Below are 19,660 nucleotides of genomic sequence, written 5' to 3'. Positions count from 1 at the left end.
GTCAGCCGGCGCGCGTGAGGTCGTAGAAGAAGACCACGTTGGGATAGGCGGGATTGTCCGCGTATCCCTGGACCTCGGAGGACAGCGCGCGCTGGTACGTCTGCACGTACGGCACCGCCACCGCCGCCTGCTCCTGGATGATCTTGTTCTGCAGCTCCGCGTACTGCTGACTGGCGGCCAGCTTGTCGGTGGCCGTCAGCTCGGGCAGCTTGTCGATGGCCGCGTCGATCTCGCCGTCGTCGAGGTAGGAGAGGTTGAACTGCGGCTGGTCGGCGCTCTTGAACACGTTGAGGAACCAGGAGTAGGCGTCCGGATAGTCCGGGTACCAGTACATGACGAAGATGTCCTGGCCCCCCTTCTTGCCCAGGTCCCACTGGGCGCTCCAGTTCATGGGCTTGGCCTCGAGCGTCACGTTGAGCTGCTTCAGCGCCGAGCTGAGCAACGTGACCAGCAGCTTCTGGTCCTCGTCGCCGATGCCGTAGGTGAGGCTGAGCTTCAGCTCGGGATTGTCGGGGCCGTACCCGGCCTCGGTGAGCAGTGCCTGCGCCCTGGCCAGGTCCTGCTTGGGCTCCATGCCCGCGGCGTGGCCGAGCAGGCCCTGCGGCACCAGCCCGCTGCCCTTGCTGCCCGCGCCGTCCAGCGACGCCGCCAGGCCGTCGTAGTCGATCGCGGCCTGCAGCGCCTGCCGCACCTTGACGTCCTTCGTCGGGCCGTCGGCGGTGTTGAAGAGCACCAGCAGGTTCTGGAACGACGGCGACTGCGCGGTCTGCACGGTCTCCGTGGTGCCGGCCTGGGCGAAGAGCTGCGGGTTGAGGCGGTCGACGAAGCTCACCTCGCCGCTCTGCAGGAGCTGCCAGGCGGTGGTGATCTCGGGCGTGACGCGGAAGGCGACCTTCTTGTACTGCTCCGGCTTCCAGCCGCCCCAGTAACCCTCGAACGCCTTCAGCGTCAGCTCGGTCTCCTTGCCCTTCTGCCAGGAGTCGACGGTGTACGGCCCGGTGCCCGCGGTCTTCTTCCCTTCGGTGTCGACGGCGTCAACGTCGTAGATCCAGGCGGCGTAGCCGGAGGAGGCGACCAGGTCGAGCGGGGCGGCGTACTTGAGGGTGAACTTCACCGTGCCCGCGTCGACGGCCTCGATCCCGTCGACCGGGTCCCAGATGTAGGCCGCGCCGCCCTTCTTCTCGATCGTGCGCTCGACGGCCTTCTTGACGGCCTCGGCGTCCATGGTGGCGCCGGAGTGGAACTTCACGCCCTGCCGCAGCTTGAACGTCCACTCCTTGCCGTCGTCGGACGACGTCCACTCGGTGGCCAGGCGTGGCGTGGCCTCCTTGGTCGCGGAGTCGTACCTGGTCAGGCCCTCGTAGATGTTGGAAAGGGCGATGATCTCGTTGGAGTAGGAGGTCGCCGGGTCCCAGTCGGTGACCACGTCCTGGTTCGGCGCGTAGACGAACGTGCGGTCGTTGGCCTGCGCGGCCGGAGTGCCGCCGCTCGCCTGAGGGCCGGGTGTGCCGCCGGCGCCGCGCACCTGGCCGCCCGCGCACGCGGAGGCGGTCAGGACGAGGACACCGGCTACCCCGGCGACGAGCAGACGCTTGTGCCAGCGCATGGTGGGGGGATCCTTTCGATGTTCACCGGGCGAGGGGTCCGGCTGCTTTGACGTGCACCCGCACGGCGGGCTCGGAGAGATAGCTCAGCGGCACCTCGATGAGGTCCACGATGTCGACCGCGGAGGGGTCGGCCCCCGCCGCCACGGCTCGCGCCCGCGCCTCCTCCTTGGCGCCTTCGATCGCCCGTGACCGGCTTTCTCCCGCTGGCAAGATCGTATCGACTCTGCCGCTCGCGAGTGCGATGGCGGCCCCCACGGCGTTGGCCACCTCGGCGTGCTCGGGGCGGATCACCCGGCTCACGCCGGGGATGACGTCGGGCAGCAGGAACGCCCCGCCCCCCACCGCCACCAGGGGCCGATCGGTCCGGCCGAGCGCCATGCGGTCCACGGCGTCGACGACCTTCTCGTCGGCTCGGGCGACCGCGCTTTCCAGAATGTCGTCGATTCTTTCCGACATGTCACCCGCTTCCTGCGGAGTGGGCCAGTCGTGCGCCAGGATGGCCGCTCGCAGCCGCTCGCGCCAGCCCTCGGCCTCGCGCGGGACCCGGCCCGCCGCCACCGCCGCGTCCGTCATCGTCGCCGTCGGCCCGCCGAAGACCAGGGCCCGCTCGGTGATCCGGTAGCCGACCGAGTCCGGGCCGACCCCGTCGCCGCGCACCACGGTGCCGCCGCCCAGCGCGATGGCCAGGATGTCGGGCATCCGGAAGTTGGTCAGGACGCCGCCGATCTCCACCGCCGCCGCCGACTCCCTCGGGAAGCCCCCGGCCAGCACGCCCAGGTCGGTGGAGGTGCCGCCCACGTCCACCACGATCGCGTCCGCCACCCCCGACAGGTACGCGGCCCCGCGCAGCGAGTTGGCCGGGCCCGACCCGATCGTGGAGACCGGCAGCCGGGCCGCGTGCTCCAGGGTCATGAGCGTGCCGTCGTTCTGCGCGAGGTAGGGGCGGGCGCTCATGCCGCGTTCTGCCAGCGCCGTGACGAGGGCGTCGGTGACGTGGGCGGCGACGCCGTACAGTGCGGCGTTCAGCACCGTCGCGTTCTCGCGTTCGAGCAGGCCGAGCGAGCCCAGCTCGTGGCTCAGCGAGACGGGCAGGCCGTACTCGGCGCCGATCAGTTCCGCGACCCGGCGCTCGTGGCCGTCGTCCGCCGGGCTGAACACGCTGGTCACCGCCACGGCGTCGGCTCGTACGCCGTCGAGGAAGCGGCGGACGGCGTCCAGGTCGAGCGGGCTGATCTCGCGGCCGTCCACGTAATGGCCGCCGGGCACGATCGCCTCACCCGCCGAGACGGCCTTGCGCAGGTCGTCGGGCCAGTCGGACAGCGGGGGCACGGCGGTGGTGGCGGGGGCGCCGAGCCGCAGCACGGCCACCCGGCCGAGGCCGCGCCGCTCCAGGATGGCGTTCGTGGCGTGCGTGGTGCCGAGCATGACGCGGGTGACGTCGCCGCGCCGCTCCACCTGGGCGAGCACGGCGTCCAGGGCGGCCCGCAGGCCGTCGGTCACCTCGGGGGTGGTCGGACGCTTGGCCTTGGCGATCACCCGGCCGTCCGCGTCGAGGACCACGGCGTCGGTGTTGGTGCCGCCCACGTCGATCCCGACGCGCAGGTCGCGGCCGGAGTCGTGAGCGGTCGGCTGGTCAGGGCCCTTGTCAGGCATGCGTCACCAGGTCCTCCACACGGACGTAGTCCAGGTCGTATCCGAACGCCCTCGGCCCGGCCGTCTCCAGGCCCTTGGGGGTGCGCCAGAGCGGGTCGCAGGGCCAGGCGAGCACCGTGACGCGCCGGCCGTACCTGAGCGCCTCGGTCTGGATCGCGGCGGCGGTCTCGGTGTCCACGACGGTGATGAGGTCGGGGACCATGGCGCGGACCCGGCCGTCCTCGATCGCGACCAGGTTCTCGTTCTGCAGCTCCAGCGTGAGGCGGCGGCCGCGGTCGGCGCCGGTGCCCTCGATCGTGGCCGTGCCGCGGACGAACCCGCCCGTCGTCCGCCGTTCCACGTCGGTCAGCTTGCCGGTGACCAGCCTGGCGGCCCCGAGGCGGTCCTGGAGTGCGCGGAGCGGGTCGGCGGCGCCCTCCGTGGCCCGGCCGACCTCCAGGGCGCGCGTGACCGTGCCCTCGATGACCGCGCCCCTGGCCCGTCCGGCGGTGAGGACGTAGTCGGCCATGAGCGCGTGCGAGCCCGCGGCCACGCAGACCGCGCGGGCCAGGCGCTCGGACCACAGCCCGTCGACCGGGCGGATGGTGACCACGTTTCCCGCGACGTCGGACATGATCACGAGTTCGGTGGGGAGCCCCGCCACGTACATGGAGACCATCTGGACCTCGGGGAAGGCCCGTCCCATGCCGTCGGCGTCGAGCAGCGGCACCCCGAGCTGGGCGGCCCAGGCGACGGGGGCGATCCCGTTCGAGCCGCCGATCTCGGAGGACATGATCGCGGCAGGCGGGCGGCCGAAGATCCGTTCGACCTGCTCGACGATGCGCTTGGGCTCGTCCTCGCCGTGGATCATCTCGTGGCTGACGGTCGGGGCCCCGATCCCGGACAGCGGCACGACCAGGGCGTCCTCCGGCAGGTCGCCGAGGGCGATCAGGGGCACCGGGCCGTACGTCCTGATGGCCCTGATCGCGGCGAGCGAGCCGGTACGCACGTCTCCCCCGCCGCCGGTGCCCAGGACGGCGCATCCCCGTGCCAGGGGCGGGATGTCGTTCTCGTCAATACTCGTATGACTCATATGGCGCCACAACCAAGCACATACCAGCCCATTACGCCACCCCACACGCCGCTGCGGTCGGCCGTACGCGGTGGTAGATGTGGGGTGGACCGAGCAGACCGGGAGGGCGCATGCGGATTTCGGTGGCCGCCGACAGCAAGGACGGGGTGGCCGAGCGGGTCGTGTCGGAGCTGCGCGGGCGCGGCCACGAGGTCGTCACCCACGGCGCGCTCAACGACGGCGAACGCGACGACTGGGCGTGGGCCTCCGAGCTGGCCGCCAAAGACGTCGCCGAGGGCCGCGCCGACCAGGCGGTCGTGTGCTGCTGGACCGGCACGGGCGCGTCGATCGCGGCCAACAAGGTGCCCGGCGTGCGCGCCGCCCTGTGCCTCGACGCCTACACCGCCGACGGGGCCCGCAAGTGGAACGACGCCAACGTCCTGGCCCTCAGCCTCCGCCTGACCTCCGACGTGGTGCTCGACGAGATCCTCGACGCCTGGTTCGCCGGACGGCCCAGCGCCGACGCCGCCGACGTGGCCAACGTCTCCCACCTCGCCGAGATCTGACCGCGGTCCTGCTTCTTCCCCGGCCGGGTTCCGGGTACGGTCTGAGTTCACTTCCCGCCTCGGTTCGGAACAGGCGCCGCGGAGCGACGGAAATCGTCGGCGCCGCCGTTTAGGGTGCTGGGCATGACCGACACACCGCCCCGGCGGAGTGCGGTGGTCGTTCACCCTGCGCGCACTCTGGTCATGAAAGACGGCGTAGTCCTGCACAATTGACCGGCGGGACCATCGAAAGGCAGGCAAGTGCTCTCTATTCACCAGCGGATCGCGGCAGAGCTCGGCGTACGCGACGGGCAGGTGCAGGCGGCCGTCGATCTGCTCGACGGCGGCGCGACCGTGCCGTTCATCGCGCGATACCGCAAAGAGGCCACCGGCGCCCTCGACGACGTGCAGTTGCGCACGCTGGAGGAGCGGCTGCGCTACCTGCGCGAGCTGGAGGAGCGCAGGGCGGCGATCCTGGAGTCCATCGAGTCCCAGGGCAAGCTCGACGACGAGCTGCGCGAGCAGATCATGGCCGCCGAGACCAAGGCCAGGCTCGAGGACATCTACCTGCCCTACAAGCCCAAGCGGCGCACCAAGGCGCAGATCGCCCGCGAGCTGGGCCTCGAGCCGCTGGCCGACCGGCTGCTCGCCGACCCCACGCTCGACCCGTCCGCCACCGCCGAGGGCTTCGTCACCGAGGGCGTGGCCGACGCGGGCGCGGCGCTCGAAGGGGCCAGGGCGATCCTCATCGAGCGCTTCGCAGAAGACGCCGACCTCATCGGCGGCCTGCGCGAGCAGCTCTGGAGCCATGGCCGGCTGGTGTCGCAGGTACGCGAGGGCAAAGAAGAGGAGGGGGCCAAGTTCTCCGACTACTTCGAGTTCGGCGAGCCGTTCCCGAAGCTGCCCTCCCACCGGATCCTGGCCATGTTCAGGGGCGAGAAGGAGGAGGTGCTCTCCGTCACCCTCGAGCCCGACGACAGCCCCGACTACGAGCTGCGCATCGCCTCCCGGTTCGGCGTCTCCGACCAGGGCCGCCCGGCCGACAAGTGGCTGGGCGAGACCGTCCGCTGGGCCTGGCGCACCCGCATCCTCGTGCACCTGGGCATCGACCTGCGCATGCGGCTGTGGCAGGCGGCCGAGGACGAGGCGGTGCGGGTGTTCGCGACCAACCTGCGCGACCTGCTGCTCGCCGCTCCGGCCGGGGCGCGGCCGACGATGGGGCTCGACCCCGGCCTGCGTACGGGGGTGAAGGTCGCCGTGGTCGACACCACCGGCAAGGTGGTCGACACCACGACCATCTACCCCCACGAGCCCAAGCGGCAGTGGGCGCAGTCGCTGGCGGCGCTGGGCGCGCTCGCGCAGCGGCACGGGGTCGAGCTGATCGCCATCGGCAACGGCACGGCCTCCCGCGAGACCGACAAGCTGGCCACCGAGCTGGTGCAGCACATGCCGTCGATCACCAAGATCGTGGTCTCGGAGGCGGGCGCCTCGGTCTACTCCGCCTCTCCCTACGCGTCGCAGGAGCTGCCCGAGCTCGACGTGTCGCTGCGCGGCGCGGTCTCCATCGCCCGCCGGTTGCAGGACCCGCTGGCCGAGCTGGTCAAGATCGACCCGAAGTCGATCGGCGTCGGCCAATACCAGCACGACCTCGCCGAGTCGAAGCTCTCCCGCTCGCTCGACGCGGTCGTCGAAGACTGCGTCAACGCCGTGGGCGTCGACGTCAACACGGCCTCCGCCCCGCTGCTCACCCGCGTGTCGGGCATCGGCGCCACGCTGGCCGAGGGCATCGTGCGCCACCGCGACGCCAACGGCCCGTTCCGCACCCGCTCGGCGCTGAAGAGCGTGCCCCGGCTCGGGCCCAAGGCGTTCGAGCAGTGTGCGGGCTTCCTGCGCATCCCGGGCGGCGACGACCCGCTCGATGTGTCCAGCGTGCACCCGGAGTCCTATCCGGTGGTGCGGCGCATCCTGACCTCCGCCCAGACCGATCTCAAGACGCTGATCGGCAACACGGCGGCGCTGCGCTCGCTCCAGCCGAACGACTTCACCGACGAGTCGTTCGGCCTGCCGACGGTCACCGACATCCTGCGCGAGCTGGAGAAGCCCGGGCGCGACCCGCGTCCCGCCTTCAAGACGGCCACCTTCAAGGAGGGCGTGGAGAAGATCTCCGACCTCACGTCCGGCATGATCCTGGAGGGCGTGGTCACCAACGTGGCGGCGTTCGGCGCGTTCATCGACATCGGCGTGCACCAGGACGGCCTGGTGCACGTGTCGGCCATGTCGCGCACCTACGTCAAGGATCCGCGCGACGTGGTCAAGCCCGGTGACATCGTGCGGGTGAAGGTCCTCGACGTCGACATCCCGCGCAAGCGCATCTCGCTGACCCTGCGCCTGGAGGACGAGACCGCGGCCCAGCAGCAGGGCGACAGCTCCCGCAAGGGCCCCGGCCGTCCGCAGGACACCGCCCGCCGCGACGGCCAGCAGTCCCGTGGCCAGGGCGGCCGCGGCGACGGCGCACGGAGTGACGGGCGCGGCGACGGCGGGCGCGGCGGCAGTGGCCGTGGCGACGGGCGCGGCGACGGGCGCGATGGACGCGGTGACGGGCGTGGCGATGGTGGGCGCGGCCGGGGCAACGGTGACGGTGGCCAGCGCGGGCGCGGAGACGGCCAGCGGGGCGGTCAGCGCCGCCAGGACCGCCCGGCTCCCACGGGCGCCATGGCCGAGGCTCTGCGAAAGGCGGGCCTGGGCGGCGACAACCGCTGACCGCGGGCTCCCGCGCCACGGCCGCCGTCTTCCGGGGGAAGGGCGGCCGGTCCCGTGGAGCCGTTCCTTCGCTGTGGGGCGGGTGTGGCGATACGGTCTGAGGGTGAGCAGCACTGCGTTCGACACGGCGATCACCCAGGCCCGCGACCTGCTCCGGTGGCGTTCCCCGCTGCGTACGGAGCTGTGGGCCGCCCGGCTCACGTCCGAGTTGGAGGCGGCGGGGCAGGCGGAGGAGTTCCTGCGGCGCGCGGCGGACGACGGCGGCCAGGAGGCGCGTCTGGCCCTGGCGGCCTTGGCGGCGGTCAACGGCCCTGCGGAGGCGGCGGGCGACGACAGGCCGTTCACGGCCGCCGGCGGCGCAGTGGCCGAGGGCCTGCCCGGCTGGGCACGGCGGATGGGCCGGGTGACCGGCGACGGCGCCTGGTACGGCAAGGCCGACCCCTACGGCGAGCAGGTCCTGGCGGTCCTGGCCTTCCGGTACGACAACGGCAAGGAGCCCCACATCGTCGTCACCGGCATCGACCAGCCCCAGGGCGGCCTCGCCGTGGACGCGCTGGTCGAGGAGCGGAAGTTCCTCGACGACCTGGGCCTGCGCGAGGCGGACCCAGGGGTGGTCGCGGGCCGGGTCCTCGACGCGTTCGAGCTGGGTGACCGGATCATGGGGGCGGCCGTGGCCGACACGCTGGCCGCGGTCCGCCCGCTGGCGGTCGCCCGTGCGCTGTCCGTGCCCGGTCCCGTACGCGGCGCCTCCGACGACACCGTGGCGGTCTTCCAGGCGGTCCCCGACCTGCCGGGGGCGCGGGAGGCGTTCGGGAAGCTGGCCGAGTTCGTCGGTGACCGGCCGCTGTGGTGGAGCCCGGGGCGGGTGTCGCAGTTCCTGACCTCGTGGCTGCCCCGCGAGGCGCTCCTGTCGGACGAGGCGGTCGCGGCCATGCCGGAGGTCGTCCGGGCGTGGACCCGCCACTGCGGCGACCAGCCCGCCGTACTGCGCCAGATCGACGCGGACGCGCCCCGCCTGCCCGCGCTCATGGCCGACGACTCGCTGGCCGGACTCGGCAAACGCCTCGCGAAGAACCAGCCCTGACCCCGGAGCCCTGACCCGAAGTTCTCCTCGCCAGCCCTCCGCCCAGGCCCCTCCCCAAGGCAGAGCCCAAGGCCGGGAATGACCAGGAGACGGAGAGGGACAACCGGGCGCGCCCTGGGACAACCGGGCGCGCCCTGGGACAGCCGGGCCGGGCCGAAGGCGGGGTGGGCCGAAGGCGGGGTGGGCCGAAGGCGGGGTGGTTACTTTTCGAGTTGGGCAGCCGCGCTCGACAGGAGCATGTCGAGGGCCGCCGGGTACGCGCTGTCGTTCATCCGCGCCACCAGCAGCGGCGCCGTGGCGGCGATGTTGGGATGGGTGCCCGCCGGCAGCCGCGCGTACGTGTCGCGCCACACCTCCTCGTCCGCCTCCCGCGCCGCCGTCGGCAGGGCCAGCGTGGCGGCGTCGAGGATGGCGAAGCCGAGGCTCTGGTCGATGAACGCGTGATAGATCCGCACCGCGTCCCCGTTCGCGAACCCGGCCCCGCGCAGGATGCCGAGGATCGTCTCGTCGCTGGCCACCTCGTTGGGCCGCCCCGTGACCCGGCTGGCGGTCAGCACCGCGGCCTGCGGATGGGCCTGGTACGCGTGATGGATGCGCAGCCCCAGCTCACGCAGGTCGGCCCGCCAGTCGCCGGTGGGCCGCCAGTCGGCCATCGCGTGGCCGACCAGTTCGTCGGCGATCGCGAGGATGAGGTCGTCCATGCCACGGAAGTAGCGGTAGATCGTGCTGGCGTCGGCCCCGAGCGCCAGGCCCAGGCGGCGGGCGGTCAGCCCGGCGGCCCCGTGCTCGCGCAGCATCCGCAGCGCCGTCTCCACGATGAGCCCGTGCGACAGCACCTGCCCCTGCTTGGTGGGACGCCGCCGCCTGCGCCCCGCCTCCGGCACCACCCGCTTGGCCATCAGCGCTCCTTACGCCAACACCATTGACGTTGACGACCCTACAAGCGTTGGATGAACGACACACCCCCCAAAAGATTTCAAAAGGGGATTTATCGTCATGCGTATCCTTCTTGTGGGAGCCGGCGGCGTGGGAACCGCCATCACCCGGATCGCCGCCCGCCGCCCGTTCTTCGACCACATGGTGGTCGCCGACTTCGACCTCCCCCGCGCCAAGGCGGCCGTCGCCGCCCTGGGCCAGGACGCCACCAGGTTCACCCCGGCCAGGATCGACGCCGCCGACGTGAACGCCGTCACCGCGCTGCTGACCGAGCACCGCTGCGACGTCCTGCTCAACGCCACCGACCCGCGCTTCGTGCTGCCGCTGTTCGAGGCGGCGCTGGCCGCCGGGGCGGACTACCTCGACATGGCCATGTCGATGTCCAGGCCGCACCCCGACCGCCCGTACGAGGAGGTGGGGGTCATGCTGGGCGACGAGCAGTTCGCCCGCGCGCCCGAGTGGGCCGCGAAGGGCAGGCTGGCGCTGGTCGGGATGGGCGTCGAGCCCGGCCTGGCCGACGTCTTCGCCCGCTACGCCGCCGACGAGCTGTTCGACGAGATCGAGGAGATCGGCATCAGGGACGGCGGCAACCTGACCGTCGAGGGCTACGACTTCGCCCCCTCCTTCTCCATCTGGACCACGATCGAGGAGTGCCTCAACCCGCCGCTGATCTACGAGAAGGACCGCGGCTGGTTCACCACCGAGCCGTTCAGCGAGCCCGAGATCTTCGACTTCCCCGACGGGATCGGCCCCGTGGAGTGCGTGAACGTCGAGCACGAGGAGGTCGTCCTGGTGCCCCGGTGGATCCCGGCCCAGCGGGTGACGTTCAAGTACGGCCTGGGCGAGGAGTTCATCGGCACCCTCAAGACGCTGCACGCGCTGGGCGTGGACCGTACCGAGCCGGTCGCGGTCAGGACCGACCAGGGCACGGCCAGGGTGTCGCCGCGCGACGTGGTCGCCGCCGTGCTGCCCGACCCGGCCGAACTGGGCGAGCGCATGCACGGCAAGACCTGCGCCGGCACCTGGGTGAAGGGCGTCAAGGACGGACGGGCGCGCGAGGTGTACCTCTACCACGTGGTGGACAACCAGTGGTCGATGCGCGAGTACGGCTCCCAGGCCGTCGTCTGGCAGACCGCGGTCAACCCGGTGGTCGCCCTGGAGCTGCTGGCGGGCGGGGTCTGGCGGGGCGCGGGCGTGCTGGGGCCCGAGGCGTTCGAGCCGCGCCCGTTCCTGGACCTCCTCGTCGAGTACGGCTCGCCGTGGGGCCTGCGCGAGCAGTAGGGAGAGCCTCGCGGAACCGGGCGAGGGATCATTGAGGCGCCGCGAACCGTACCTCGGAGGTAGCCCCGTGAGCATCGCCGACGATCCCGACCGCGCACCGGCCCGCTCCCACCTGTACGCCATGGGCGTGTCGGACGAGGAACTGCGCCGCCCCGTGGTGGGCATCGCCTCCACCTGGACCGGCACCATGCCGTGCAACCTGACCCACCGCGAGTTGGCCGCCCAGGTGGCCGACGGGGTGCGCGCGGCGGGCGGCCTGCCGATGGAGTTCAACACCGTCGCGGTCTCCGACAACCTCACCATGCACACCCCGGGCATGCGCGCGTCGCTGGTCAGCCGGGAGGTCATCGCCGACTCGATCGAGCTGATGGGGCGGGCTCACGGGTTCGACGCGCTGGTGGCCATCGTGGGCTGCGACAAGACCGTTCCCGCCGCGATCATGGCGCTGGCCCGCCTGAACGTGCCGTCGGTCGTCCTCTACAGCGGCAGCATGATGCCCGGCCGCTGGCGGGGGCGCGACGTGACCATCCAGGACCTGTGGGAGGCGCTCGGCGAGCGCGAGGTCGGCCGGATGGACCAGGCCGACCTCGACGACCTGGCCAGGCACGCCTGTCCAGGGGCGGGCACCTGCGCCGCCCAGTACACCGCCAACACCATGGCCGCCGTCGCCGACTTCCTCGGCCTGGCGCCGTTCGGGACAGGCGACATCCCGGCGGTGGCCGAAGAGAAGGGCGCGGCGGCCCGCCGGGTCGGGGAGATCGCCATGGAGGCGCTGGCGCGCGATGCCCGCCCCTCGCGCGTGCTCACCCCGGACGCGCTGCACAACGCGATCGTGTCGGTGGCCGCCATGGGCGGCTCCACGAACGCCGTCCTGCACCTGCTGGCCATCGCCCGCGAGGCGGGGCTGCCGCTGGCGATCGACCGGATCGGCGAGGTCTGCCGCGAGGTCCCGATCATCACGGGGCTCAAGCCCAGCGGCGGCGAGCACACGGCGCTCGACCTGTGGCGGGCGGGCGGCACCTCGCTGGTGGTGCGCCGCCTGCTGGAGGCGGGCCTGCTGCGCGAGAACGTCACGCTGGTGGACGGCCGCACCCTGGCCGAGGTCGCGGCGCAGGCCAGGGAGACGCCGGGCCAGCGGGTCGTGGCGAGCGCGGCGGCGCCGTTCAAGCGGCGCGGCGCGCTGGCCGTCCTGCGCGGCTCGCTCGCGCCGGACGGCTGCGTGCTCAAACTGGGCGGCAAGGACGACTTCCGCCACGAGGGCCCCGCCCGGGTCTTCGACTCGGAGGACGCCTGCTACGCCGCCATCCAGGAGGGCCGGATCGTACCCGGCGACGTCGTCGTGGTCCGGTACGAGGGCCCGGCGGGCGGCCCCGGCATGCGCGAGATGCTCTCGATCACCGGGCCCCTGGTCGGGCGCGGCCTGGGCACCTCGGTGACGCTGGTCACCGACGGCCGGTTCAGCGGGGTCTCGCACGGGCTGGTGATCGGGCACGTGGCGCCGGAGGCGTACCGGGGCGGGCCCATCGCCCTCGTACGCGACGGCGACCCGGTGGTGATCGACAGCGCGGCCGGAACCCTGGACCTGCTGGTGCCGGAGGCCGAACTGGCCGCGCGCCGGGCCTCCTGGCGGCGTCATGAACGGGTGGTCGAACGAGGGGTGCTGACCAAGTACGCGGCCACGGTCGCCTCCGCCTCCGACGGCGCGGTCACGATCTGACGGTCACGGCCTGACGGTCACGGTCTGTAGGCGGCGGTCACGGTCCGGGACCAGGGATCGAACAATCCGTGCGGACGGCTACACTGCGCAGTGACATGGCACCGCCCTCACTTCGAAGGAGACTGACGCGATGCTCAAGGAGTTCGCCGTGGAGGCCGTGATGTGGGTCGTCCCGGTCGTGGTGCTGATCGGGGTGGCACTCCTCGTCACCGCGTGAGCCCGAGGGGGCCGAGCCGACCACCGGCCGGCCCCTTTCCGCTGCCCGCGCGAGAGCACCCGCACAGTCCCGCTCGTAAAGTCCTGCCCGCACAGGACCACCCGCGCAGGACTATTCGTTGAAGGGCGGCGCGTCGCCCGCGTCGTTGAGTTCGGCGATGGCCAGCTCGGCCGTGCTGCGGATGTCGAAGAACTTGTCCAGCGCGGTGATCGCGAACAGGTGCTTGCACCTGCCGTTGAGCCCCGACAGCAACAGCCGCCCGCCCGAGGCGGTGACCGCCTTGTGCAGGTAGACCAGCACCGACAGGCCGGAGGAGTCGCAGACGCTGACGGCCTCCATGTCGATGACGAGCAGCGGGGGTTGAGCGAGATCGAGTGCCTTGGTGACGCGGTCGCGGACCTCCGCCGCGGAGCCGAAGTCGAAATCCCCCATGAGCCGTGCGATGACGCAGGGTCCCTGGAGTCCGAGGCTGATCGACAAGGCCTGCTCCGAAGTCACCCAGCTCCACCTACCCGCGTCGCTTTCCCGATCCCCACTTTACGAGAAGTAGCGCATCGGGTTGAACACCAGCATCTGCTCGATCTGGTCATCGGTCACACCCGAGCCAAGCAGCGCGGCCAAGACGTCGTCGTGAATGTGATCGTAGCGCCAGTTCGGCGCCAGCGTACCGAGAGTGTCGTCCCAGGCGCCGCCGAAATAGTCCATGAAGCACGCGGCGTCGTGGCTGAGGACCATGCGGTCGGCGTATCCCCGCCGGCAGAGCGCCGCGATCGTGGCCACGCGCTGCGCGGTCGGGTTGTAGACGTCGAGACCGAACCGGTCCATCCCGAGTATCGCGCCGGTGTCGGCCAGGCGCATGAGGTAGTCGAGGTCGTTGCTGTCGCCCGAGTGCCCGACGACCACCTTCCGCAGGTCGACTCCTTCCTTGGCGAACAGGTCGAGCGCGATCAGCCCGCTCTGGGCGAACGGGTTGGTGTGGACGGTGATCGGCGCCCCGGTGCGTACGTGCGCCTGTGCCACGGCCCGGCAGATGCGCTCGACGCCGGGCGTGAGCCCTTTGGCCTCGACCACGCACTTGAGGAAGGCCGCCTTCACACCGGTGTCGGCGATGCCCTCGGTCAGGTCGCGGACGAAGTCGTCGATCATCGGGTCCGGGCAGTCGAAGAGCAGGCCGGGGCCGCGGTGCTCGTACTGGTGGGGCAGTTCCTCGTAGGAGTAGATGCCGGTGGCGGCGATGATGTGCAGGCCGGGCACCTGCTCGGCGACGCGCTGGACGCGCGGGATGTAGCGGCCCAGCCCCCACACCGTCGGGTCGACGATCGTCCGCACGCCCTTCGTGGCCACCGCGTTGAGCTTGGTGACGGCGTCCGCCACCCGGTACTCCTCGTCCCACCAGGCGCCCTTGCCGTAGTTGTCCAGGTGCTCGGTGGCCACGACGAACACGTGCTCGTGCATCAACGTCTGCCCCAGCTCTCCGACGTCCACGGGGCCGCGAAGGGTCTCGACGGTGGGCATGCGGCGCCTCCATACCGGCTGGTCGGTGTGGCGCCACCGTAGGCCGCCCCGCGACCACCGTCAACCACCACCCCGTCAGCCACTACGCCGTCGACCACCACGCCGTCACGCGCGCGTCGTGCGCCCCCGCCGCGCCAGGTAGATCACCAGCCCGGCCGCGAGCACCGCCAGCCCCGCCAGCACCGACACCAGCGGCAGCGTCGCCGCCAGCACCAGGCACAGCACCAGCCCCACCACCGGGACGACGCGGGGCGGCGCGCCCTCGTCGCGGCCGAGCGTGAGCGCGCTCGCGTTGGCGATCGCGTAGTAGACCAGCACGCCGAACGAGGAGAACCCGATCGCCCCGCGCAGGTCGGCCACCAGCAGCAGCACGATCACCGCGGCGCCCACCGCCAGCTCCGCCCGTCTCGGCACCTGGCGCACCGGGTCGACGGCGGCCAGGGCGCCCGGCAGGTCGCGCTCGCGGGCCATGGCCAGCACCGTACGCGAGACGCCCAGCAACAGCGCCAGCAGCGCGCCGAGCGCCGCCACGGCGGCCCCCACGCCCACCACGGGCGCCAGCCAGCCGAACCCCGCCTCCCGCACCAGGTCGGCCAGCGGCGCCTGGGAGGCGGCGAGCAGCTCCGGCTTCAGCGTGCGCAGCGCGGCCACCGCGACCAGCGCGTAGACGGCCAGCGTGATGCCGAGCGCGATCCCGACCGCGCGGGGGATGGTGCGGGCGGGATCGCGCACCTCCTCGCCGAGGGTGGCGATCCTGGCGTATCCGGCGAAGGCGAAGAAGAGCAGCCCGGCCCCCTGCGACACGCCCCAGACGTCGATCGTGGGGGCGGGCACGTCGGCGAACCAGCCGAACGTGGCCACGTCGTCGCCGAACAGCCCGGCCGCGATGACGGCGACGAGCACGGCCAGGACGAACGCCACGAGCACCCGGGCCACGCCCGCCGAGCGCTGTACGCCGAACAGGTTGAGCACGGTCAGCGCGGCCACCGCGAGGACGGCCAGCGGGCGTTCGAGACCGGGCAGCGCGTACGCGCCGAACGTGAGCGCCATGGCCGCGCAGGACGCGGTCTTGCCGACCGTGAAGCCCCAGCCCGCCAGATAGCCCCACAGCGGGCCGAGGCGCCGCCTGCCGTAGACGTAGGTGCCGCCGGACTCGGGGTAGAGGGCCGCCAGCCGGGCCGAGGAGGTGGCGTTGCAGTAGGCCACCACGGCGGCGAGGGCGAGCGAGACCAGCAGCCACGGGCCGGCGACCGCGGCGGCGGGCGCGAACGCGGCGAACACGCCCGCGCCGATCATCGCGCTCAGGCCAACGACGACCGCGTCGCCGGTGCCGAGCCGCCGCGCCAGCGCTTCCGGCAAGGTGCCCGCCTCCTTCACGTCCTCATCGGGGGGCACCCACTCTGCCGTATCCCACCGACAGGTCGCGGCAACGGGGGGTGAACGTTCAGCCGTGCCTGTCCGGCCCGGGGACCACCAGCACCGGGCGGCGGGCGTGGTGCAGCACCCGGTCCGACGTGCTGCCGAGCAGCAGCGAACGCACCCCGCCCAGCCCTCTGGTGCCGGTCACGATGAGCTTGGCGTCCAGTTCGTCGGCCACGTCCACGATGGTCGACCAGACGGCCACGGAGTCCACGTCGCAGCGCGGGCTCGCGTCCAGTCCGGCCGTGCGGGCCAGCTCGGCGCCGCGCCGGGCCAGCTCCCGCATCGCCTCCGCGAGTGCCTCGTCCTCGGCGCCGGTCTGGTCGAGCGCCACCAGGAATCCCGCCGAGGCCCTGGCCGAGGTCATCGCCAGCCGTTCCCACACCGTCAGCACGACCGCCTCCTCACCGCGGAACATCTCGCCCGCGAAGGCGATGGCGGCCTTGGCGTCGTCGGACCCGTCGTACGCGATCAGAATCGTCATGTCGCCACTTCCTCAAGAGTTCGGGGCCCTCCCTCTTTCCCTCTCGGCGGACTTCACGCCTGACGGCCGTCAGGCCATGATGGGCGACACGCCCCGCCTGGCCGCCGGTCTGAGCATCGACAGCCCGGCCAGCGCCAGCACGCCCAGCTCGGTGACCACCACGACCCGCTGGGTCAGGCCCGCCGGGATGTCGTCGTTGGACAGCGGGATGCCGAACATGCGCACCACGTACGGGATCACGACCAGCAGCAGCGCCCCCAGGGCCACTCCGCTCAGCACGCGCACGGCCCTGGCGTACCGGATCCTGGCCCTGGCCAGCAGCAGCCCCGCCACCGGCATCGCCAGGAACGCGGCGAAGGCGGCGTAGCGGTGGATGCCTCCCGACAGCGACAGCGGCACCCCCGGCCGGTCGGTCGGGAAGGCCCCGATCATGAACATGCTCGCCCCCCACGCCACCAGCAGCGCGACGACCCAGCGGCTCATCCCGGCACGGCGCAGCGCCTCGGCGATGAGCGCGGAGCCCACGGCGAACAGGGTGAGCGAGGCGGGCAGCAGCCAGCCGGCCGACTGCCAGACGTACTCGCTGATCACGCTGTGCATCGGGTCGAGGTCCGACCCCGCGTGCAGGGTGAGCATGGCGCCGCTTCCCGCGCCGATGGCCGCGAACCCGCTGACGAGCAATCCCTTCATGCCTCAAAGCTCGTGGAACGCGGGCTTCGCGGACATCGGAGATCGGCCCGAAGCGGCCCTGAACGATCCCTTAATACCTTGGTCGGATCGACCCCTGAGGAGGGCCGCCGACCTGCTCATACGTGACCCTGGGTAGGGCCTGCCCCCTCAGGGTGGGGGCAGTGGGCCGTACCCGGCGACACCCGATTTGACTTCGAGTGCGCTCCAAGGGCCACCCTGGAAGGCATGACGATCCAGGAGGCCGCGGCGCGCTCGGGGCTGAGCGCTCACACGCTGCGCTATTACGAGCGTATCGGGCTCATCCACTCGGTCGGCCGCAACAGCAGCGGGCACCGCGACTACGCGGAGGCCGACCTCGTCTGGCTGGACTTCCTCACCAAACTGCGCACGACGGGCATGCCGATCTCCGACATGTGCCGGTACGCCGAGCTGCGGCGCATGGGCCGCAACACCTCCGGCGAGCGCAAGGAGATGCTGGAGCTGCACAGGGAGCGCGTTCGGGCCAGGATCGCGGAGCTGACCCAGGACCTGAAGGTGCTGGATCACAAGATCGACTCTTATGGGGGGATGGAATGAACAGGCGCACCCTCGGCCGCGACGGCCTGCGGGTCTCGGCACTCGGGCTCGGCTGCATGGGCATGTCCGAGTTCTACGGCCGGGGCGACGAACGGGAGTCCGTCGCCGTCATCCACCGCGCGCTCGACCTCGGCCTGAACTTCCTGGACACCGCCGACATGTACGGCAGCGGGGCCAACGAGGAGCTGGTCGGCCGGGCCATCAAGGACCGGCGCGGCGAGGTGGTGCTGGCCACCAAGTTCGGCATCAGGCGCGACGAGAGCGGCGGCCGCTCGATCGACAACAGTCCCGAGTACATCAGGGCGGCGTGCGACGCCTCGCTGCGCCGCCTCGGCGTCGACCACATCGACCTCTACTACATGCACCGCCGCAACCCCGACGTGCCCGTCGAGGAGTCGGTCGGGGCCATGGCCGAGCTGGTCGAGCAGGGCAAGGTGGGCCACCTGGGGCTGTCGGAGGTGAGCGCCGACACCCTGCGAAGGGCCGTCGCCGTGCACCCGATCGCGGCCCTGCAGAGCGAATACTCGCTGTTCACCAGGGGTCTGGAGACGGAGATCCGGCCCACGGCGTGGGAGCTGGGGGTCGGGCTGGTGGCGTACTCGCCGATCAGCCGCGGCCTGCTGTCGGCCGCGATGCCCGGCGCCGACGAGCTGTCCGCCGACGACTTCCGGCGGCGCATGCCGCGCAACACCGGCGAGAACGCCGAGCACAACAGGGCGCTGGCGGCCGAGGTGAAGAAGATCGCCGACGCGGCCGGGCTGACCGCGGCCCAGATCTCCCTGGCCTGGCTGCTGGCCCAGGGCGAGGACGTCGTGCCCATCCCGGGCACCAAGCGGCTGGCGTACCTGGAGGAGAACGCCGCCGCGGCGGACGTCACGCTGACGCCCGAGCAGCTCGACGCGCTGGTGAAGGCCGTGCCCGCGGACGCCGTACGCGGCGACCGCTACGCCGTCATGGCCGACATCGAGCGCTGACCGCTCAGACGGCGGGCCAGGAAGCGGGGCCTGCGGGATCGGCGGCAGGGCCGACGGCGGGGTCGAAGTAGACGCGGGTCGAGGTCGCGCCGGCCCGGGTGTGCACGCGTACGAGGTCGCTCAGCAGGTTGACGATCAGCAGGCCGCGCGAGCCCGGGTGGCGCGGGTCGGCCGGCCTGCGGCCCGCCAGCGGATCGGTGATGTGGCCCGCGTCGCTGACCTCGCACACCAACCGGCCGTCCTCGGTCCACACCCTGAGCCTGCCCCCGCCGCCGCCGTGGTCGAGGCTGTTGGCGCCCAGCTCGGCCACCACCAGCCGGATGTCGTCGAGCCGGTCGCTCGCGACCCCCACCGCGGCGGCCTCCTGGGCGGCCAGCTCCCGCGCCGCGGGCAGGTTGGTGTGGTCGAAGGACAGGGACACGTACTTCCACGGCTCGCAGAACGGCCGGTTGTGCCCGTCGACCACCTGCCCAGGCGCATAGTCGGCGCTTCGCCACTCCCCCGAGGCGTCGCGCAGCACGGGGTGGGTGCGCACCGCGTCGGCGATGACGCCGGCGTCCAGCCCGGCCACGTCGTACGGGCACAGGATCGTGGCCCGCCGCCCCGTGAACGCCAGGTTGATCAGCGCCTCGTGCTGGGCGCACGCCGCGTGTTCCGCGGCCGTGCGCCCCGGCCAGACCGGCTCGCCCACGATGCGCACGTGGCGGTCGGGATGCCGGTCGGCGAAGGCCCGCAGCACGGCGGGGATGAGACGCCCGGGATTGCGCCCGGCCTCGATCATGTCGAGCATGAGCACGTCGCCGGCGTCGGCGCCGAGCGCGGCGGCGATCAGCGCGAGACGCGGGCCGGGGACGGCGACCGCGACCGGGTCGCCGGCGGCCAGCCCGTCGCGGACGAAGGCCGTGGTGGCAGCCGTGTATTCCCGGTCACCCCGGTAGAAGAGCGCCGGATGCGCGAACGGGTCCGCCGACACAGCACTCACGGTACCCAAGGCCGATGAATTCACGGGCAATCTTCTGGGTATGTAAAGGATTGTGAAAAGAGTCCAGGTCATCCGCCGTCCCTTGCCGGGCCCCCGGCAGCTCCCCCTCGATCTGCGCACCCCTTCCGGCCGACGGCTCCCGTTCTGAGCGCCGTGAACCTATGCTCAT

At 72.2% G+C, this 19,660-nt stretch carries 17 protein-coding genes; 7 read left to right on the top strand and 10 right to left on the bottom strand.

Annotated features, from left to right (window positions below; genetic code table 11):
* Position 1: 1 nt before the first annotated feature.
* Genes ACZ6S0_RS19430 through ACZ6S0_RS19420 form a run of 3 tightly spaced genes read right to left on the bottom strand, consistent with a single transcriptional unit; the run spans position 2 to position 4,332 of the window.
* Positions 2-1,606 (bottom strand): ABC transporter substrate-binding protein, encoded by a 1,605-nt coding sequence (locus tag ACZ6S0_RS19430; protein ID WP_465919222.1) that lies wholly within the window; start codon positions 1,604-1,606, stop codon positions 2-4.
* Positions 1,607-1,628: 22 nt separating this feature from the next.
* Positions 1,629-3,260, bottom strand: coding sequence for a hydantoinase/oxoprolinase N-terminal domain-containing protein (locus ACZ6S0_RS19425; protein WP_465919219.1), 1,632 nt, complete (start codon positions 3,258-3,260; stop codon positions 1,629-1,631).
* Complete coding sequence (locus ACZ6S0_RS19420; protein WP_465919216.1) at positions 3,253-4,332, bottom strand: DUF917 domain-containing protein; 1,080 nt, start codon at positions 4,330-4,332, stop codon at positions 3,253-3,255. The genes ACZ6S0_RS19425 and ACZ6S0_RS19420 overlap by 8 nt, the downstream gene beginning before the upstream one ends.
* 110 nt (positions 4,333-4,442) lie before the next feature.
* On the opposite strand from ACZ6S0_RS19420, the gene ACZ6S0_RS19415 reads away from it, so the two are divergent.
* From ACZ6S0_RS19415 to ACZ6S0_RS19405, 3 genes are all read left to right on the top strand, one after another.
* Complete coding sequence (locus tag ACZ6S0_RS19415; protein ID WP_344878066.1) at positions 4,443-4,877, top strand: RpiB/LacA/LacB family sugar-phosphate isomerase; 435 nt, start codon at positions 4,443-4,445, stop codon at positions 4,875-4,877.
* 240 nt (positions 4,878-5,117) lie between these two features.
* Positions 5,118-7,616 carry a Tex family protein gene (locus ACZ6S0_RS19410; RefSeq protein ID WP_465919211.1) on the top strand — a complete coding sequence of 833 codons (2,499 nt, stop codon included), beginning with the start codon at positions 5,118-5,120 and terminating at the stop codon, positions 7,614-7,616.
* Positions 7,617-7,719: 103 nt separating this feature from the next.
* Positions 7,720-8,700 carry a hypothetical protein gene (locus ACZ6S0_RS19405; RefSeq protein WP_465919208.1) on the top strand — a complete coding sequence of 327 codons (981 nt, stop codon included), beginning with the start codon at positions 7,720-7,722 and terminating at the stop codon, positions 8,698-8,700.
* A gap of 200 nt (positions 8,701-8,900) precedes the next feature.
* Here ACZ6S0_RS19405 and ACZ6S0_RS19400 read toward each other — a convergent pair whose 3' ends face one another.
* Positions 8,901-9,599, bottom strand: coding sequence for a TetR/AcrR family transcriptional regulator (locus ACZ6S0_RS19400; protein WP_465919205.1), 699 nt, complete (start codon positions 9,597-9,599; stop codon positions 8,901-8,903).
* Positions 9,600-9,696: 97 nt separating this feature from the next.
* On the opposite strand from ACZ6S0_RS19400, the gene ACZ6S0_RS19395 reads away from it, so the two are divergent.
* Together ACZ6S0_RS19395 and ilvD are read left to right on the top strand one after the other, a co-directional pair.
* Positions 9,697-10,917 carry a saccharopine dehydrogenase family protein gene (locus ACZ6S0_RS19395; protein WP_465919200.1) on the top strand — a complete coding sequence of 407 codons (1,221 nt, stop codon included), beginning with the start codon at positions 9,697-9,699 and terminating at the stop codon, positions 10,915-10,917.
* 67 nt (positions 10,918-10,984) lie between these two features.
* Complete coding sequence (ilvD, locus tag ACZ6S0_RS19390) at positions 10,985-12,634, top strand: dihydroxy-acid dehydratase (protein ID WP_465919198.1); 1,650 nt, start codon at positions 10,985-10,987, stop codon at positions 12,632-12,634.
* A gap of 328 nt (positions 12,635-12,962) precedes the next feature.
* Here ilvD and ACZ6S0_RS19385 read toward each other — a convergent pair whose 3' ends face one another.
* From ACZ6S0_RS19385 to ACZ6S0_RS19365, 5 genes are all read right to left on the bottom strand, one after another.
* On the bottom strand, positions 12,963-13,349 hold the full coding sequence (locus ACZ6S0_RS19385) for an STAS domain-containing protein (RefSeq protein WP_465919194.1): 387 nt from the start codon (positions 13,347-13,349) through the stop codon (positions 12,963-12,965).
* 39 nt (positions 13,350-13,388) lie between these two features.
* Positions 13,389-14,366 carry a phosphotriesterase family protein gene (locus ACZ6S0_RS19380; protein WP_465919190.1) on the bottom strand — a complete coding sequence of 326 codons (978 nt, stop codon included), beginning with the start codon at positions 14,364-14,366 and terminating at the stop codon, positions 13,389-13,391.
* A 105-nt stretch (positions 14,367-14,471) separates the two neighbouring features.
* Positions 14,472-15,761 carry an APC family permease gene (locus tag ACZ6S0_RS19375; RefSeq protein ID WP_465919186.1) on the bottom strand — a complete coding sequence of 430 codons (1,290 nt, stop codon included), beginning with the start codon at positions 15,759-15,761 and terminating at the stop codon, positions 14,472-14,474.
* Positions 15,762-15,810: 49 nt separating this feature from the next.
* Positions 15,811-16,269 (bottom strand): universal stress protein, encoded by a 459-nt coding sequence (locus ACZ6S0_RS19370; RefSeq protein ID WP_465919181.1) that lies wholly within the window; start codon positions 16,267-16,269, stop codon positions 15,811-15,813.
* 69 nt (positions 16,270-16,338) lie between these two features.
* Positions 16,339-16,959: a DUF998 domain-containing protein gene (locus ACZ6S0_RS19365; protein ID WP_465919178.1), complete on the bottom strand. Its 621-nt coding sequence runs from the start codon at positions 16,957-16,959 to the stop codon at positions 16,339-16,341.
* A gap of 225 nt (positions 16,960-17,184) precedes the next feature.
* Between ACZ6S0_RS19365 and ACZ6S0_RS19360 the strand changes: the two genes are divergently transcribed.
* Positions 17,185-17,535: a MerR family transcriptional regulator gene (locus ACZ6S0_RS19360; RefSeq protein ID WP_465919176.1), complete on the top strand. Its 351-nt coding sequence runs from the start codon at positions 17,185-17,187 to the stop codon at positions 17,533-17,535.
* Positions 17,532-18,509 (top strand): aldo/keto reductase, encoded by a 978-nt coding sequence (locus tag ACZ6S0_RS19355; protein WP_465919173.1) that lies wholly within the window; start codon positions 17,532-17,534, stop codon positions 18,507-18,509. Before ACZ6S0_RS19360 ends, ACZ6S0_RS19355 begins: the two co-directional genes overlap by 4 nt.
* A gap of 4 nt (positions 18,510-18,513) precedes the next feature.
* Here the strand turns inward: ACZ6S0_RS19355 and ACZ6S0_RS19350 are convergent, their stop codons facing one another.
* Positions 18,514-19,482: an anti-sigma factor RsbA family regulatory protein gene (locus ACZ6S0_RS19350; RefSeq protein WP_465919172.1), complete on the bottom strand. Its 969-nt coding sequence runs from the start codon at positions 19,480-19,482 to the stop codon at positions 18,514-18,516.
* Between the last annotated feature and the right edge of the window lie 178 nt (positions 19,483-19,660).

This window comes from Nonomuraea sp. NPDC051298 (assembly GCF_055586305.1).
Note: the sequence above shows the minus strand (reverse complement) of the source record. Positions and strands in the feature narration are given on the sequence as shown.

What these genes read in the sequence shown, in the direction of transcription:
- ACZ6S0_RS19420 (WP_465919216.1), bottom strand. Translation starts at nt 4,332, where the DNA reads ATGAGTCATACGAGTATTGACGAGAACGACATCCCGCCCCTGGCACGG.
- ACZ6S0_RS19370 (WP_465919181.1), bottom strand. Translation starts at nt 16,269, where the DNA reads ATGACGATTCTGATCGCGTACGACGGGTCCGACGACGCCAAGGCCGCC.
- ACZ6S0_RS19395 (WP_465919200.1), top strand. Translation starts at nt 9,697, where the DNA reads ATGCGTATCCTTCTTGTGGGAGCCGGCGGCGTGGGAACCGCCATCACC.
- ACZ6S0_RS19355 (WP_465919173.1), top strand. Translation starts at nt 17,532, where the DNA reads ATGAACAGGCGCACCCTCGGCCGCGACGGCCTGCGGGTCTCGGCACTC.
- ACZ6S0_RS19380 (WP_465919190.1), bottom strand. Translation starts at nt 14,366, where the DNA reads ATGCCCACCGTCGAGACCCTTCGCGGCCCCGTGGACGTCGGAGAGCTG.
- ACZ6S0_RS19430 (WP_465919222.1), bottom strand. Translation starts at nt 1,606, where the DNA reads ATGCGCTGGCACAAGCGTCTGCTCGTCGCCGGGGTAGCCGGTGTCCTC.
- ACZ6S0_RS19400 (WP_465919205.1), bottom strand. Translation starts at nt 9,599, where the DNA reads ATGGCCAAGCGGGTGGTGCCGGAGGCGGGGCGCAGGCGGCGGCGTCCC.
- ACZ6S0_RS19365 (WP_465919178.1), bottom strand. Translation starts at nt 16,959, where the DNA reads ATGAAGGGATTGCTCGTCAGCGGGTTCGCGGCCATCGGCGCGGGAAGC.
- ACZ6S0_RS19425 (WP_465919219.1), bottom strand. Translation starts at nt 3,260, where the DNA reads ATGCCTGACAAGGGCCCTGACCAGCCGACCGCTCACGACTCCGGCCGC.
- ACZ6S0_RS19415 (WP_344878066.1), top strand. Translation starts at nt 4,443, where the DNA reads ATGCGGATTTCGGTGGCCGCCGACAGCAAGGACGGGGTGGCCGAGCGG.
- ACZ6S0_RS19360 (WP_465919176.1), top strand. Translation starts at nt 17,185, where the DNA reads ATGACGATCCAGGAGGCCGCGGCGCGCTCGGGGCTGAGCGCTCACACG.